The organism is Nostocoides sp. F2B08 (assembly GCF_009184895.1).
Taxonomy (GTDB): Bacteria; Actinomycetota; Actinomycetes; order Actinomycetales; family Dermatophilaceae; genus F2B08.
Genome location: NZ_WESE01000003.1, coordinates 337,603 through 352,562, shown reverse-complemented (window position 1 = coordinate 352,562; position 14,960 = coordinate 337,603). Strand labels below are relative to the sequence as shown.

Sequence of the window (14,960 nt, the reverse complement as noted above, 5' to 3'; positions counted from 1 at the left end):
TTCTAGGCGTCCCCGAGGGCGCGAGGTCGCGTCGGGTCCGCGATCCACTCCGACCACGAGCCGATATAGGGAACCGACTCGATCCCGGCGGTGCGGAGCGCCAAGGTCAGCTGGCAGGCCGTGATCCCCGAGCCGCACGAGGTGCCCAGAGTCGGCGCGGCTCCGCCGCGACCCAGAGGTATGCGGTGGGCACCGGCTGCGGCCCGGATCGCCTCGGGCGAAGCGAAGGTCCCGTCGGGACCCAGCAGCTCGGCGATAGGCAGGTTGACGGACCCGGGGATGTGGCCGCCCTCGCGGTCGATGGGCTCGCTCTCACCACGGAAGCGCTCCGGGGTCCTGGCGTCGAGCACCAGCCCACCGCTGTCCACGAAGGCGGACACGTCGTCCGCCGCCAGCACGGGCAGCGCGCCCGGCCGCACCGTGACCGTGCCCTGCGCGACCTCCGGCAGCGCGTCGGTCGTCGCCCCACCGTCCCGCACCCACGCCGCCAGTCCACCGTCGAGAACCCGCACGTCCTGCAGCCCGGCCCAGCGCAGCACCCACCAGGCCCGCGCCGCGCCGAGTGAGGTCCGCTGGTCATAGACCACGACCGACGAGTCGTCATGCAGCCCGGCTGCTCGCAGTCCGTCCTGCAGCCGTTCGACCGCGGGGAGGGGGTGCCGGCCACGGGACCCGGGCGGGTCGGCGAGGACCCGGTCGAGGTCGAGATGCGGGGCTCCGGGGAGGTGGGCCACCGCGTACAGCTCCTCGCCCGGGGTCCCCGTGAGGGCGTACTGGACATCGAGGACCCGCACCCGGTCGAGCCGCTTCGCAAGCGCCTCGGCCGAGATGAGCGGGCTCGCGGGCTCAGACACCGCGCAGACCCTGGATGATCATGATGAGGCCGAAGACGGCGAACAGGGCTGCGGCGCCGTAGCGGATGAGCCGCTCGGGCAGGTGGCGCCCGGCGACCGCGCCGATCATGATCGCCAGACCGATCGCGGCGACCTCGCCGACGACGCTGCCGATGTATACCGGCCAGAAGCCGTCCCTGACGGCCAGGGTGGCGCTGGCGAGCTGGGTCTTGTCGCCGAGCTCGGCGACGACGAACGCGCTGAACGACGCGGTGATGACGGTGCGGCTCCCCGCCGTCGGGGACAGCGTGTCGACGGCCTCCTCGTCATCGTCGGCGTCGCGCAGCGTCCACACGGCGAATCCGAGGAAGATCAGGCCCGCCACGATGGCCACGACGTCGCTGTACTCGTCGAGCACGGTTCCGAGGATCGCCCCGAGGCCTACGGCGATCGCGAACATCAGCAGGATCGCGAAGAACATCCCGATGAAGACGTCCCGCGCTCGATGCTTCGCGGCCATGGCCAGCGCCATCAGCTGGCTCTTGTCGCCGAGCTCGGCGAGGAAGACGACGCCGGCGGCGACGAGAGCGGGGGAGAGCACGCAGGGAGTCTACGCAGCAGGCCGATAGATGGTCGGCGTCGGGACCGGCCACGGACGATGCGACACTGATGCGGTCATGTCTGTCGCCACCCTCACCACAGCGTCCTCGGCTCTCGCGGACCGCCCCGTCCTGCCGTCGCTGCGGATCGGGCCGCACACGATCGGGTCGCCGGTCGTGCTCGCCCCGATGGCCGGGATCACGAACCGCGCCTTCCGTCGCCTGTGCCGCGAATACGGCTCGGCCGGTGCGGTCGCGTCTGCGGTCTACGCGGTGGCGACCGCTTCGCCGTCCGGAGCGACTGAGCCTTCTGGAGCGACTGAGCCTTCTGGAGCGACCTCGCTCTATGTCTCCGAGATGATCACCTCCCGCGCTCTCGTCGAGCGCACCCCGGAGACGATGCGGCTCATCCAGCACGACCCCGACGAGTCGCCACGCTCGATCCAGCTCTACGGTGTCGACCCGGCGACCATCGCTGCAGCCGTGCGGATCCTGGTCACCGAGGACCGGGCCGATCACATCGACCTCAACTTCGGGTGTCCGGTACCGAAGGTGACCCGCAAAGGCGGGGGAGCGGCACTGCCGTGGAAGCGGGACCTGTTCCGCTCGATCGTCGCGGCGGCGGTGCGCGAGGCGGACCCCTTCGGCGTTCCCGTCACCGTCAAGATGCGCAAGGGCATCGACGACGACCATCTCACCTATCTCGACGCTGCACGCGCCGCCGAGGCCGAGGGGGTCGCCGCGATCGCGTTGCACGCCCGCACAGCGGCCCAGGCCTACAGCGGCACCGCCGACTGGACGGCCATCGCCCGGCTCAAGGAGACCGTTTCCTCGGTGCCGGTCCTCGGCAACGGCGACATCTGGTCCGCCGAGGACGCCCTGGAGATGGTCCGCCGGACGGGCTGCGACGGCGTCGTCGTGGGGCGTGGCTGCCTGGGTCGCCCATGGCTGTTCACGGACCTCGCGGCCGCCTTCGCCGGTCAGTCCGTCCGCGTCGAGCCCACCCTCGGGGAGGTCACTGCGACGATGCGCCGGCACACGGTGTATCTCGCCGAGTTCTACGGCGACGAGGAGCGGGCCTGTCGTGACATCCGCAAGCACATCGCCTGGTACCTCAAGGGCTTCCCCGCCGGCTCGACGGTCCGCAACAGCCTCGCGCTCGTCGACTCGCTCGCCGCGCTGGACCGCCTCATCGACACCCTCGACCCGACTGTCCCGTGGCCGGGCGAGGCGGCGGAGGGCCAGCGCGGACGGGCGGGCTCGGCGCGGGTCGTCGCCCTGCCCGACGGCTGGCTGGCCTCACCCGAGGTCGACGAGGCGACCCGGACCCGCCTCGCGGCGGCCGAGCTGTCGATCTCCGGGGGCTGATCGCGCCGCCGGTCGCAGGCGTGACACGCCCGGGATCCGTGCCTAACCGGGACTCACGTATCACATCCTTCACTCTTGTCCCATGGCCCTTGCACCGTCGTGGGAGTCGGTTGCGGCGCCGGAGCTCCGGCCGCCGGCGCTCTCTCTACCCATCCGCCGCACCGGCACGATCCCGACGTACCCGCCGGGTCGCCACCGCGGTGCCCGCCGGTCCTGGATGTATGCGCTGCTCACCGCCCTCGTTCCCACCAGTTCCTACGTCGGTCGGCACCGGCCCTCGTCGGTGATCACCGCATACCGGGGTCGCCACCGCGGCTGACGCGCGGCCCGCGCGCGACTCACCCCGCTCGTCACCGACCCAGGCGGCGTCGGTGTGGCTCAGTAGGGTTGGCCGACGTGGGCTATACCGACCGTGACCGGCAGCGCTGGGTCACCGAGGACCCGGCGACCAAACGGGCCGACCGGGCCGACTTCGCGCGTGACCGGGCCCGGCTCATCCACTCCGCCTCGCTGCGGCGCCTGTCGGCCAAGACCCAGGTGCTGCAGCCGAGCAGTGACGACTTCATCCGCAACCGGCTCACCCACTCCCTCGAGGTGGCCCAGATCGGGCGCGAGTTCGGCGCGGCGCTCGGGTGCGACGCCGACGTCGTCGACACCGCCTGCCTGGCGCACGACCTCGGCCATCCGCCGTTCGGTCACAACGGCGAGACCGCCCTCGACGCCCTCGCCGCCGACATCGGCGGGTTCGAGGGCAACGCCCAGACGTTGCGCATCCTCACCAGACTCGAGCCCAAGCGCTGCCATACCGACGGGCGGCCCGCCGGGCTCAACCTCACCCGCGCCAGTCTCGACGCGACCACCAAGTACCCCTGGGGCCGCGGGGAGGGCCCGGGCGAGACACCGAAGTTCGGCGTCTACGAGGACGACCGGGAGGTCTTCGGGTGGTTCAGGGAGGGGACCGAGCCGCTACGACGCGCCCTCGAGGCCGACGTCATGGACTGGTCCGACGACGTCGCGTACTCGGTGCACGACGTCGAGGACGCGATCGCATCCGGACGGCTCGACCCGCGCCGCCTTCGCGACGACATCGACGTCGGCGGCGTGCTCGCGGTCGCCGGCGGCGTCTATGCGACCGACCTCAGCGGTGACCAGCTCGGCGAAGCGCTCGAGCGGGTGCTCGCGACCGGTGCGGTGCCGCAGCGCTACGACGGGTCGCGGGTGGACCGGGCAACGCTCAAGGACATGACCTCCCGTCTGATCGGCCGCTTCGTCCTCGCGGTCGAGGAGGCGACCCGCGCGGCGTACGGCGACGGAGACCTGGTCCGACACGAGGCGGCCCTCGTCGTCCCCGACGACACGCGGGCGGAGTGCTCGGTGCTCAAGGCGGTCGCGGCGCACTTCGTCATGAACGCCGAGGAGCGGGTCGCCGTCATGGCGCGCGAGCGCGCCGTCATCGCCGACCTCGTCGCGATGGTCACCGAGGCACCCGAGTCACGCCTCGACCCGGACCTGCTCGCCGACCACCGGGCCGCCCGCAGTGACGCCGAGTCACATCGCGTCGTGATCGACCAGGTGGCCTCGCTCAGCGACGTGCGCGCCCTGGCCCTGCACGGTCGCTGGAGCTGAGTGCCGCCCGGAGCGGAGCGGTCGCCCGACCGCGGCGCAGGCCGCGGCGTCGGCACCGGACCATAGACTGCGGGAGTGGCGGGTCTGATCCATCCCGAGGACATCGCGGCCGTCAAGGAACGGGCCTCGATCGAGGATGTCGTGCGCGAGCACGTCACCCTGCGTCCCGCCGGGGTCGGATCGCTCAAGGGACTGTGTCCGTTCCACGACGAGAAGACGCCGAGCTTCACCATCCGGCCCTCCCACGGCACCTACCACTGCTTCGGGTGCGGCGAGGGGGGCGACGTCATCTCGTTCGTGCAGAAGGTCGAGCACCTGACCTTCGCCGACGCCGTCGAGCGGCTCGCGAGCGGCCTCGGCATGGAGCTGCGCCGCACCGAGGGCTCCGGCAGGGGCGAGATGAGCCTGTCCGGACGCTCACGCCTCATCGAGGCTCACCGGGTGGCCCAGGAGTTCTACGAGGAGCTGCTCCGGGACACCGGAAACCGTCGGGCCCGGACCGCTCGCGACTTCCTGAGGGCTCGGGACTTCGACGGTGCGGCGGCCGCACGGTTCGGGGTGGGTTTCGCGCCGATGGAGTTCGACGAGCTCAGTCGCCATCTGACCGCACGGGGGTTCAGCGCCGACGAGATCGTCACGTCAGGACTCGCCGGGCGCGGGCAGCGTGGTCTCTACGACCGCTTCCGCGGACGTCTGGTCTGGCCGATCCGCAACGCGGCGGGGGACACCGTCGGGTTCGGCGCGCGACGGCTGTTCGACGACGACCGCATCGAGGCCAAGTACCTCAACACGGCCGAGACACCGATCTACAAGAAGAGCCAGGTGCTCTACGGCCTCGACCTCGCCCGCAAGGCGATGGCGCGGGAGCGGGTCGCGGTCGTCGTCGAGGGTTACACCGACGTCATGGCGGCCCACCTGTCGGGGGTCGAGACGGCCGTCGCCACGTGTGGCACGGCCTTCGGTGTCGACCACATCAAGATCCTGCGGCGCATCATCCGCGACGAGGAGGGCACGAGCCCGGCCCGGGTCGTCTTCACCTTCGACGGTGACGCCGCCGGCCAGAAGGCCGCGATGAAGGCCTTCGTGGAGGACCAGCGCTGGGCCTCTCAGTCCTATGTCGCCGTCGCGCCCGACGGAATGGACCCGTGCGACCTGCGCAGGGCGAAGGGCCCCGCCGCCGTCGTGGCGCTCATCGAGGACGCCACGCCGATGTTCGAGTTCGCCGTGCGCACGACGCTCGCCCGGTTCGACCTCGGCTCGCCCGAGGGTCGGGTCGCCGCCTCCCGGGCCGTTGCGCCGATGGTCGCCTCCGTCCGTGACCCCGGACTGCGTCCCGAGTACACCCGGGAGGTGGCCGGCTGGCTCGGGATCGGTGTCGAGCAGATGCAGGCCGAGGTGTCCAGGGCCAACCGCGCCCCGCGGCACGGGCAGGCGAGCCGACCGGGGTCCCCGACCGGCGCATACCGCCCCGACGATGCGGGCCCATCGAGCGAGGCCGGCCAAGGACAGCCACACCTGGTCGGGCTGCCCGACCTGCGCGACCCGCTCGTGCAGGCCGAGCGGCAGCTGCTCCAAGTCGTTCTCCAGTTCCCCGAGACTCTGGACGCCTCCGCGATCGCGGACATCCCCCCCGAGGCGTTCATGGCCCCGGCCCATCGGGCCGTCTTCGAGTCGGTGCGAGGGCTCGTCTACGACCCGGCCCGTCCACTCAGCGCCTGGCTGGACCTCATCCGCGCGCACACGCCGCTCGCGCTACACGACTATCTCGCCGAGCTGGCCGTCGCGGACCTGCCGACCGCCTTGGACGACAACACCGGCGCCCCGCCGCGTCGCTACGTCGAAGCGCTCCTGTCGCGGCTCCACGAGGTGGCGCTCACCCGCTCCATCTCGGACCTCATGGTGCAGGTTCGCCAGCTCGACACCGGCGGCCAGGGCGAGCCGGCGGCGACCCGCGCGCTCTACCAGCAGCTTCAAGAGCTCCAGCGCCGACTGGCGAACCTCCGAGAGACGACCGCAGGCCGATAGACATGACAGGCAGGTAGACGTGGGCATCTTCCGACGTACCGAGCGCGAGCCGGACCCGCTCGCCGGCGCCGACCTCGGGCTGGAACCGGGGGAGCGTGTGCTCGCCTCGTGCCCGGACACCGTCACCGGTGAGCACCTGGTCGTGGCGACGTTCTCGCTGCTCGTGATGGATCGGGGCGGCGCGGTCCGGCTGCACCGGCCGTGGCACCTCGTGGACACCGGCAGCTACGACAACGAGGCCGATGTGCTGCACGTGTCGTGGGTGGACCGGGCGCCCGACCTCGCCCTCAACGTCGGGGGCCATCGGCCGTTTCTCATGGCGTTCCGTGAGCGGGTCCAGGCCTCCGTGGTGATCGCCGAGACGGTCGACATCGACGACCGCCGTTCGGCGCGAGTCGTCATCCGCAAGGAGCTGTCCCGGGACCGGCTCCTGGACCAGGTCATCCTCGGTCGCGGCGTGCGGCTCGCCGACCCCGGCGTCAAGCCTCGCATCCAGGCGGCCCGACAGCAGCTCCGCGAGCAGGTCGGCCTGCCCTGAGCGGGCCGGATCGACCCTGCCGAAGGTCGATTCGGTAGGTCCACGGACTCTTTGCTACTCTCGTCCGAGCCTTTCCCCCGTAGCTCAATTGGCAGAGCATTCGACTGTTAATCGAAGGGTTGTTGGTTCGAGTCCAACCGGGGGAGCCACACGGCATCCAGCCTGGTGGCACCGCCGCGCGAACCCGTTTCGGCGATGCCGTGACGCTGACGACCGAGGGCCCGGACCGAAGACGGTCCGGGCCCTCGGTCGCGTCGCGCCGCCCACTCAGCGGGTGCGGGACGCAGGGCGTCCCGGGGCGTTGCCTACGTGCGGTCCGCGCCCCCGGGGTCGCGCGGATGCCGAGGATGGTGCCTGTGCTCGTGGATCTCTTCCTCGACGTGGTCGAGGACGTTGGTGCCGAACTCTCCCGGAGCGCCGGCGCGGGCTCCGGCGACGAGGTTGGAGGCCGCCGCCGTCGGAGCTCCGGCCGTGTGTCCGCGCAGACTGATCCACCGCTCGACTCGGGCGGCCACCGTCGTCAGGAGGAAGTTGAGCACGATGAAGATGACCGCCGCGACGACGTATGCCGGGAGAATGTTCGCGTAGCGCGACCCGAGCTGGCGCGCCGCAGAGATGAGCTCGGGGTAGGTGATGAACGTCCCCAGCGCGCTGTCCTTGAGGACGACGACGAGCTGGCTCATCAGCGCAGGCAGCATCGCGGTCAGGGCCTGCGGGAGCTTGATGATGCGCAAGGTCTGACCCTCGGTCAGCCCGACCGCGAGGCCTGCCTCTCCCTGACCCGCGGGCAGCTGGTGCACCCCGGAGCGGACCAGCTCGGCGATGACCGACCCGTTGTAGAGCGTCAGACCGGTCACAACCGCCCAGAAGGACGCCGTGGTTCCCGGCATCCCGAGGCTCCGCACATAGAAGAAGAACGTGAAGATCATCATCAGCAGCACGGGCACCGAGCGGAAGAACTCGACGATGACGCCGCACACCCACCGGACCGGCCTGACGTGGGAGAGCCGCCCCATGCCGAAGAGGACGCCGAAGACCATCGCGAAGACGATAGAGACCGCGGCCGCCCGGAGCGTGTTGACCAGGCCGGGGATGATGTACTCGGTCCAGGTGTCGGGGTAGGTGAACGGCTCCCAGAGGAACGCCTCGAACTGGTTCTTCTCGTTGAGCTGCCACACGACGACGCCCAGGATGCCCAGGACGAGCAGCGTCCCGACGATCGTGAGGATGAGGTGACGCCTCCGGGCCCGGGGCCCAGGAGCGTCGAACAGAACCGCCTGAACGCTCATCGCTTCACCGCCAGTCGCCGCGAGAGCGAGGTGAACCCGATCCCGACCGGCAGCGTGAGGATGACGAAGCCGAGGGCGAAGATGAAGAACACGATGAGGCTGCCGGTCTCGTTCTCGATGATCACGCGCATCAATGCGGCCGCCTCGGGCACCGAGATGATCGCCGCCACCGTCGTGTTCTTGATCAACGCGATCAGAACCGACCCGAGCGGCGCGATCGCACCGCGGAAGGCCTGCGGCAGGATCACCTGGCTCAGCGACTGGCCGAAGGTCAGGCCGATCGCCCTGGCGGCCTCCGCCTGTCCAACGGGCACGGTGTTGACTCCGGAGCGCAGCGCCTCGCAGACGAAGGCGGCGTGGTAGATCGACAGACCGATCACGGCCCACCGGAACGCGTTGTCCACGATGTAGGTGGGGGACTCGCGCGGCGCGAGCGCGTAGCCGAGTACCCCGAACAGCGCCAGGGAACAGAAGATGAGGATGAGCGTGAGCGGGGTGTTCCTCGTGATGTTCACATAGGACGCACCGATGTTCCGCAGGACGGCCACGGGCGAGACACGGAACACGGCCAGGATCGTCCCGAGCACCAGCGAACCGATGGCGGAGAAGAAGGCCAGCTGGATGGTCTTCCAGAAGGCGCCGAGGATGTCGTACTCCGTGAGGATGTCGATCATGCGGCCTCCGGGTCGTGGGAACGGGGGAGCCGACCGGGTGTGCCGTGCTCGGTGAGCACGGCACACCCGCCGTCAGCGATCAGCCGAGTGGCTGAGTGGGGTCACGCGCAGTCCTCGACGACCTCGGGCGGGTTGCCCGGGCCGGGGGTGAAGTCCGCGGCGCCGAGGGTGTCCTGGACGGCCTGCTCCCAGGCGCCCTCCTCGATCATCGCCTCGATGGCGGCATTGACCTCCTGGCAGAGCTCGCTGCCCTTCTGGGTGCCGACGCCGTAGCGCTCCTCGGAGAACGGCTCGCCCGCCAACTTGAGCTGGCCGGCGTACTGGTCCTGGGCCGCGTAGCCGGCGAGGATGGTGTCATCGGTGGTGATGGCGTCGATCTGGCCGGACAGCAGCGCCGGGAGGCACTCGGAGTAGGTGCCGTACTCCTGGAGCTGGACGCCGGGGTACTCGTCGGCGATGCGCTGGGCCGGGGTCGATCCGGTCACCGAGCACAGCACCTTGCCCTCGAGGGTGTCCGGACCGGTGATCTCGGTCTCGTCGGCCCGCACGAGCAGGCCCTGGCCGGCGATGAAGTACGGCCCCGCGAAGGACACGCGCTCCTTGCGCTCGTCCGTGATCGAGTACGTGGCGACGACGAGGTCGACCTGGTCGGTCTCGAGCAGGGTCTCGCGCTGGGCGCTGGGAGCCTCGACCCACTCGATGTTGGCGGCGTCGACGCCGAGCTGTCCGGCGATGTACTCGGCGACCTGGACGTCGAAGCCGGTGTACGCGTCACCCTCGCGCAGGCCGAGACCCGGCTGGTCGAACTTGATGCCGATGCGCAGGCTGTCCATCATCGCGCCGTCGTCGCCACCGGCCCCGGTGTCCTCGCCGGTGCCGGTGTCGCCGCCGTCAGCGGTGTCGGTCGTGTCGTCGGAGCCGCAGGCGGCCATCGTGAAGGTGAGCGCGGCTACCGCGCCGATCGCCCCCAGTCGTCGAATGAACATGTCGTTCTCCTTCTTCTTCGGTGTGCCGCAGGTGCGGTCGGATCGGTGGGACGGGTCTGTGCGAGGTGGGGTCTCAGTGCGTGAGGATCTTGCCGAGGAAGTCCTTGGCGCGGTCGGACTGCGGGTTGGTGAAGAACTCCTCCGGCGTGTTCTCCTCGACGATCTGGCCATCGGAGAGGAACACCACCCGGTTGGCGGCCTTGCGGGCGAATCCCATCTCGTGGGTGACGACGATCATCGTCATGCCCGACTTGGCGAGGCTGACCATGACGTCGAGGACCTCGTTGATCATCTCCGGGTCGAGTGCGCTGGTCGGCTCGTCGAAGAGCATCACCTTGGGGTCCATCGCGAGGGCGCGCGCGATGGCGACGCGCTGCTGCTGACCGCCGGAGAGCTGAGCCGGGTACTTGTTCGACTGGTGCTCGACGCCGACCCGCTCCAGCAGCTCCATCGCCCGCTTCTGGGCGTCGGCCTTCTTCAGCTTGCGGACCTTGATCGGCCCGAGCGTGACGTTCTCGAGGATCGTCTTGTGGGCGAAGAGGTTGAAGGACTGGAACACCATGCCGACGTCGGACCGGAGGCGGGCGAGGTCCTTGCCCTCCTCGGGCAGGACGGTGCCGTCGATGCTGATCGTGCCGCTGCCGATCGTCTCCAGACGGTTGATCGTCCGGATGAGAGTCGACTTCCCCGATCCGGACGGACCGATGAGCACGACCACCTCGCCCTTTCCGACGGTGAGGTTGATGTTCTGGAGAACGTGCAGGTCACCGAAATGCTTGTTGACGTCCTGCATGACGACGAGCGGCTCAGCCATAGGTTCGAACCTAGCGCCGCCGGGACGTCGCGCGCCTCCCCAAACGCCGCCGAGTTTGATAACCAATCGGTCACGGGGCGGCCGCGCTGGGCCTCAGTCGAGCCGCTCCACGGCGAGCTCACCCTGCGCGAAACGCGACCGCAGGACCTTCTTGTCGAACTTGCCGACCGAGGTCTTCGGAACCTCGTCGATGAAGGACCAGCGCTCCGGCAGCTGCCAGTGGGCGACCTTGCCCTCGAGGAAGGTGCGCAGCTCCGCCGCGCTCACCTCGGCGCCCTCGGCGACCACGACCGTCGCGAGCGGTCGCTCACCCCACTTCTCGTCGGGGACCCCGATGACCGAGGCCTCGACCACCGCCGGGTGGGCCATGATCTCGTTCTCCAGGTCGACCGAGCTGATCCACTCGCCGCCGGACTTGATGACGTCCTTCGCGCGGTCGGTGAGGACGAGGAAACCGTCACGGGTCAGTGCACCGACGTCGCCGGTCCGCAGCCATCCGTCGTGGAACTTGGCGGCCATCTCGTCGCGCTCGGCCTCCGACTCGGTCCCGTTCGCATAGTACGAGGCGGTGATCCAGGGTCCGCGCACCTCGAGCTCGCCGACCGCCTCGCCGTCCCAGGGCTGCTCGGACCCGTCCGGCCCGATGAGTCGGGCCTCGACGCCCGGGAGCAGTCGCCCCTGGGCCGTGCGATACCGCCAGTATGCGTCGCTCCCCTCCTCGACGCCGGCCGGCGGGATCGCGAGGGTTCCGACGGGCGACATCTCCGTCATTCCCCAGCCGTGGATGATCTCGATGTCGTGGCGGTCCTGGAACGCTCGCATCAGCGCGGGCGGGCAGGCCGAGCCGCCCACCATGAGCCGCTGGACGCTCGAGACGTCGGGGCGGTGCTCGTCGAGGTAGCGGACCAGGTCGTTCCAGATCGTCGGCACACCGCCGCCGCTGGTGACCTTCTCACGCTCGATCAGCCGGGCGAGCGGCTCGGCCTGGAGGAACCGGTCGGGCATGACGAGAGTGGCGCCGGCGAGCATGCACAGGTAGGGGAAGCCCCAGGCGTTGGCGTGGAAGAGGGGGACGACGGTGAGCAGCCGGTCTCCCTGTCCGACACCCAGCGCCATGCCGACCGCGCCGGAGTGCAGGTAGTTCGACCGGTGCGAGTAGGCGACCCCCTTGGGGTTGCCGGTCGTGCCGGAGGTGTAGCACATCGAGCTGGCGCAGTTCTCGTCGAGGTCGCGTGGCCAGTCGTAGCTCTCCGGCTGCCCCTCGAGCAGCCCGTAGAAGTCGTGCACCGCCTCGATGTGGTCGGGAGCGCCGAGGGCCTCGCGGGTCGCGTCGTCGACCGGGCCGTTGACGATGACGTGGCGGAGCGTGGTCAGGTGAGGAAGCAGCTGGCTGAACGGGCCCGCGAGGGTGTTGTCGACGATGACGACCTCGTTGCCTGCGTGCGTCGTGATGTAGACCAGCTGCTGGGGGAAGAGCCGGATGTTCAGGGCGTGCAGGACGGCACCCATGGACGGAACGGCGAGGTAGGCGATGAGGTGCTCGGCGTTGTTCCACATGAACGTCGCCACCCGGTTGTCCCCCTCGATGCCCAACCCGCGCAATGCGTGCGCCAGCTGGGCCGAGCGGCGGCCGACCTCCGCATACGTCATCCGGCGGGCCGAGCCGTCGGTATCGGTGCACGTCACCACCTCCTGGTCGGCGTGGATCGTCGAGCCGTACTCGAGGATCGAGCTGATGAGCAGGGGTGGCGACTGCATCGTGCTATCCATGGGCCAGAGCCTGCCACACGGCGTATTAGGTTGGTGGGCGAAATCTCCACACCCACACACCGAACCACGACACACCGAACCACGACACACCGAGCCACGACACACCGACGAGACGAGGGGCGGGCCGATGCAGCGGTCGCTGAGCGCGGAGGACGCGCGGTTCCAGGCCGAGATGCGCGAGTTCATGACGACACAGGTGCCACAGGAGCTGCGCGACAAGGTGACCGCGGGGGTGGAGCTGACCAAGGAGGAGTTCGTCCGCAGCCAGCGGATCCTCAACGCCGCCGGATACGCCGTGCCGCACTGGCCGGCCGAGTGGGGCGGGCGGGACTGGACGCCGCGCCAGCTGCACATCTGGCAGTCCGAGATGCAGTCGGCGGGTGTGCCTGCGCTGCTGCCGTTCAACGTGAGCATGGTCGGACCGGTCATCGCGACCTTCGGCAGCGAGGAGCAGAAGGAGCGGTTCCTGCCGGCCACCGCCAACCTCGACATCTGGTGGTGCCAGGGGTTCTCGGAGCCGGACGCCGGCTCAGACCTGGCCTCGTTGCGCACGACGGCCGTGCGAGACGGCGACGAGTGGGTGGTGAACGGCCAGAAGACGTGGACCACGATGGCCCAGCACGCCGACTGGATCTTCGCCCTCGTCCGCACGGATCCGTCGGCGAAGAAGCAGGAGGGCATCTCGTTCCTCCTCATCGACATGACGTCACCGGGCGTCGAGGTCAGGCCGATCCAGCTCCTCGACGGCGGGCACGAGGTCAACGAGGTCTTCTTCACCGACGTGCGCGTACCCGCCGAGAACCTCGTCGGCGAGGAGAACCGCGGTTGGGACTACGCGAAGTTCCTCCTCGGCAACGAGCGGTCGGGCATCGCCGCCGTCGGTGCGCTCAAGCGGCACCTGGCCCGGATCAAGTCGTATGCGGCGCGCGTCACCGACGAGAACGGCGAGTCCGTGCTGGGTCACCCGCTCGTCGCGGCCCGCGTGGCCGAGCTCGAGGCCGAGCTCATGGCCCTCGAGGTGACCGTCCTGCGCGTCGCCGGCCATTCCCACGACGGTAAACCCGACCCGGCGTCCTCGATCCTGAAGATCCGCGCCACCCAGCTCCAGCAGGACGTGCTCGAGCTGGCGGTCGACGTGGCCGGCAGCATGTCCCTCGTCTGGCTCATCGAGGACGACGCCGCCGGCGAGATCGAGGAGGACGCCGTCATCCCTGGCTGGGCGCGACGCTCGACACCGACCTACCTGAACTTCCGCAAGGCGTCGATCTACGGCGGGTCCAACGAGGTCCAGCGCCAGATCATCGCCGGCAGCGTGCTCGGACTGAAGGGCTGAGGAGGGACCGATGGACTTCACACTCGACAGTGAGCACAAGGCGCTCGCGGACGCCGTCCGAGAGATGGCGTCGCGGCGTGGTGCCAGGCCGAGCGCCAACGGAGCGGGTCCGCGACCGCACGACCCGGACCTGTGGTCGGCGATGGCCGAGACCGGTCTACTCGGCCTGCCCTTCCGCGAGGAGGCGGGCGGGTTCGGCGCCAGTGCCGTGGAGGTCTTCGTCGCAGCCCGCGAGCTCGGACGGGCCGGACTGCAGAGCGCCTACGCCGACGCGCTGTTGGCCGGGTCGGTCCTCGCCGACGCGGGCGATGACCTCCTCGGCTCCGCAGTCGCCGGGGAGGCGCTCGTCCTCCCGGCCCTGGCCGAGCCGATGCGCGCCTTCGCGCCCGTGCCCGGAGGGGTCACGGCGACCATCACCGGCGAGGGGGCGGTGCTGTCCGGGACCAAGGGCCCTGTCCCGACCGGCGCTGCGGCCACCCATGCCGTCGTCACCGCGCGGATCGACGAGGAGGGTGCCGGGGGTTCGACGTCCGGGGAGACGGTGCTCGTGCTCCTCGACGGTCCCCGGGTCGAGAACGACGTGATGGTGCTCGACGGGGCGAGCGGCCGCATACTCCTGCGCGGAGCGGACGCCGACCGGGCCCTGGTCGACGCCCTCGCGCACGCCTCCGTCGTCCTGGCCGGCCAGGCGCTCGGGGCGATGGAGTCGGCGATGACGATGACCAGCGACTACCTGCGCACGCGGAAGCAGTTCGGGGTGCCTCTGGCCGCGTTCCAGGCGCTCACCCACCGCGCCGCCGACATGTACGTCTCGCTCGAGCTCGCTCGGTCCACGGCGATGTACCTCGCCATGTCCGTCGCCGAGGGCGACACCGACCCGGCTCTCGTCGGCCGCTGCCGAGTCGTCCTGGCGCGCACCGGCCGGCACATCGGGCAGGAGGCCATCCAGCTGCACGGCGGCATCGGAGTGACGGCGGAGTACGCCGTCGGCCACCTGACCGCGATGCTGACCGCTATCGAGCGGACCTACGGGGATCCGCGCCAGCTCCTCGGTCGACTGGCGGCCGACGTGGCTGACTACGACACCGTCGGCGTGCTCACGTAG

14 protein-coding genes and 1 tRNA gene are annotated in these 14,960 nt (G+C 70.2%); 8 read left to right on the top strand and 7 right to left on the bottom strand.

What is annotated here, in order from left to right; translation table 11 throughout:
- Window positions 1-2: 2 nt before the first annotated feature.
- Window positions 3-854, bottom strand: a complete 852-nt coding sequence (locus GA707_RS09065; protein WP_152178092.1) for a sulfurtransferase — start codon at window positions 852-854, stop codon at window positions 3-5.
- Window positions 847-1,434, bottom strand: coding sequence for a TMEM165/GDT1 family protein (locus GA707_RS09060; protein WP_226963656.1), 588 nt, complete (start codon window positions 1,432-1,434; stop codon window positions 847-849). Before GA707_RS09060 ends, GA707_RS09065 begins: the two co-directional genes overlap by 8 nt.
- A gap of 76 nt (window positions 1,435-1,510) precedes the next feature.
- On the opposite strand from GA707_RS09060, the gene dusB reads away from it, so the two are divergent.
- The 6 genes from dusB (at window position 1,511) to GA707_RS09030 (ending at window position 7,138) form a co-directional block, all read left to right on the top strand.
- Window positions 1,511-2,800: a tRNA dihydrouridine synthase DusB gene (gene dusB, locus GA707_RS09055; protein WP_152178091.1), complete on the top strand. Its 1,290-nt coding sequence runs from the start codon at window positions 1,511-1,513 to the stop codon at window positions 2,798-2,800.
- Window positions 2,801-2,882: 82 nt separating this feature from the next.
- Window positions 2,883-3,119 (top strand): hypothetical protein, encoded by a 237-nt coding sequence (locus GA707_RS09050; protein WP_152178090.1) that lies wholly within the window; start codon window positions 2,883-2,885, stop codon window positions 3,117-3,119.
- Window positions 3,120-3,196: 77 nt separating this feature from the next.
- Window positions 3,197-4,426: a deoxyguanosinetriphosphate triphosphohydrolase gene (locus GA707_RS09045; protein WP_152178089.1), complete on the top strand. Its 1,230-nt coding sequence runs from the start codon at window positions 3,197-3,199 to the stop codon at window positions 4,424-4,426.
- Window positions 4,427-4,501: 75 nt separating this feature from the next.
- Window positions 4,502-6,451, top strand: coding sequence for a DNA primase (gene dnaG / locus GA707_RS09040; RefSeq protein WP_152178088.1), 1,950 nt, complete (start codon window positions 4,502-4,504; stop codon window positions 6,449-6,451).
- A 19-nt stretch (window positions 6,452-6,470) separates the two neighbouring features.
- Window positions 6,471-6,989, top strand: coding sequence for a hypothetical protein (locus tag GA707_RS09035; RefSeq protein ID WP_152178087.1), 519 nt, complete (start codon window positions 6,471-6,473; stop codon window positions 6,987-6,989).
- Between the two features lie 73 nt (window positions 6,990-7,062).
- A tRNA-Asn gene (locus tag GA707_RS09030) sits at window positions 7,063-7,138 on the top strand.
- Between the two features lie 156 nt (window positions 7,139-7,294).
- On the opposite strand, the gene GA707_RS09025 is transcribed toward GA707_RS09030, so the two are convergent.
- The 5 genes from GA707_RS09025 to GA707_RS09005 all read right to left on the bottom strand — a co-directional run bounded on the left by GA707_RS09025 (window position 7,295) and on the right by GA707_RS09005 (window position 12,510).
- A complete protein-coding gene (locus tag GA707_RS09025) occupies window positions 7,295-8,278 on the bottom strand; it encodes an amino acid ABC transporter permease (protein WP_152178086.1) in 984 nt (327 codons plus the stop codon).
- Window positions 8,275-8,952 carry an amino acid ABC transporter permease gene (locus tag GA707_RS09020; RefSeq protein ID WP_152178085.1) on the bottom strand — a complete coding sequence of 226 codons (678 nt, stop codon included), beginning with the start codon at window positions 8,950-8,952 and terminating at the stop codon, window positions 8,275-8,277. The genes GA707_RS09025 and GA707_RS09020 overlap by 4 nt, the downstream gene beginning before the upstream one ends.
- Window positions 8,953-9,053: 101 nt before the next feature.
- Window positions 9,054-9,938 carry a glutamate ABC transporter substrate-binding protein gene (locus tag GA707_RS09015; protein WP_152178084.1) on the bottom strand — a complete coding sequence of 295 codons (885 nt, stop codon included), beginning with the start codon at window positions 9,936-9,938 and terminating at the stop codon, window positions 9,054-9,056.
- A 73-nt stretch (window positions 9,939-10,011) separates the two neighbouring features.
- The gene (locus tag GA707_RS09010; protein WP_152178083.1) at window positions 10,012-10,752 is read right to left on the bottom strand and encodes an amino acid ABC transporter ATP-binding protein; all 741 of its coding nucleotides are present in this window, start codon (window positions 10,750-10,752) and stop codon (window positions 10,012-10,014) included.
- Between the two features lie 93 nt (window positions 10,753-10,845).
- Complete coding sequence (locus GA707_RS09005) at window positions 10,846-12,510, bottom strand: long-chain fatty acid--CoA ligase (RefSeq protein WP_226963655.1); 1,665 nt, start codon at window positions 12,508-12,510, stop codon at window positions 10,846-10,848.
- A gap of 139 nt (window positions 12,511-12,649) precedes the next feature.
- Between GA707_RS09005 and GA707_RS09000 the strand changes: the two genes are divergently transcribed.
- Window positions 12,650-13,855 carry an acyl-CoA dehydrogenase family protein gene (locus GA707_RS09000; RefSeq protein WP_152178081.1) on the top strand — a complete coding sequence of 402 codons (1,206 nt, stop codon included), beginning with the start codon at window positions 12,650-12,652 and terminating at the stop codon, window positions 13,853-13,855.
- Window positions 13,856-13,865: 10 nt separating this feature from the next.
- Window positions 13,866-14,960: an acyl-CoA dehydrogenase family protein gene (locus GA707_RS08995; RefSeq protein WP_152178080.1), complete on the top strand. Its 1,095-nt coding sequence runs from the start codon at window positions 13,866-13,868 to the stop codon at window positions 14,958-14,960.

What these genes read in the sequence shown, in the direction of transcription:
- GA707_RS09005 (WP_226963655.1), bottom strand. Translation starts at nt 12,510, where the DNA reads ATGCAGTCGCCACCCCTGCTCATCAGCTCGATCCTCGAGTACGGCTCG.
- GA707_RS09020 (WP_152178085.1), bottom strand. Translation starts at nt 8,952, where the DNA reads ATGATCGACATCCTCACGGAGTACGACATCCTCGGCGCCTTCTGGAAG.
- GA707_RS09010 (WP_152178083.1), bottom strand. Translation starts at nt 10,752, where the DNA reads ATGGCTGAGCCGCTCGTCGTCATGCAGGACGTCAACAAGCATTTCGGT.
- GA707_RS08995 (WP_152178080.1), top strand. Translation starts at nt 13,866, where the DNA reads ATGGACTTCACACTCGACAGTGAGCACAAGGCGCTCGCGGACGCCGTC.
- GA707_RS09000 (WP_152178081.1), top strand. Translation starts at nt 12,650, where the DNA reads ATGCAGCGGTCGCTGAGCGCGGAGGACGCGCGGTTCCAGGCCGAGATG.
- GA707_RS09015 (WP_152178084.1), bottom strand. Translation starts at nt 9,938, where the DNA reads ATGTTCATTCGACGACTGGGGGCGATCGGCGCGGTAGCCGCGCTCACC.
- dusB (WP_152178091.1), top strand. Translation starts at nt 1,511, where the DNA reads ATGTCTGTCGCCACCCTCACCACAGCGTCCTCGGCTCTCGCGGACCGC.
- GA707_RS09025 (WP_152178086.1), bottom strand. Translation starts at nt 8,278, where the DNA reads ATGAGCGTTCAGGCGGTTCTGTTCGACGCTCCTGGGCCCCGGGCCCGG.
- GA707_RS09050 (WP_152178090.1), top strand. Translation starts at nt 2,883, where the DNA reads ATGGCCCTTGCACCGTCGTGGGAGTCGGTTGCGGCGCCGGAGCTCCGG.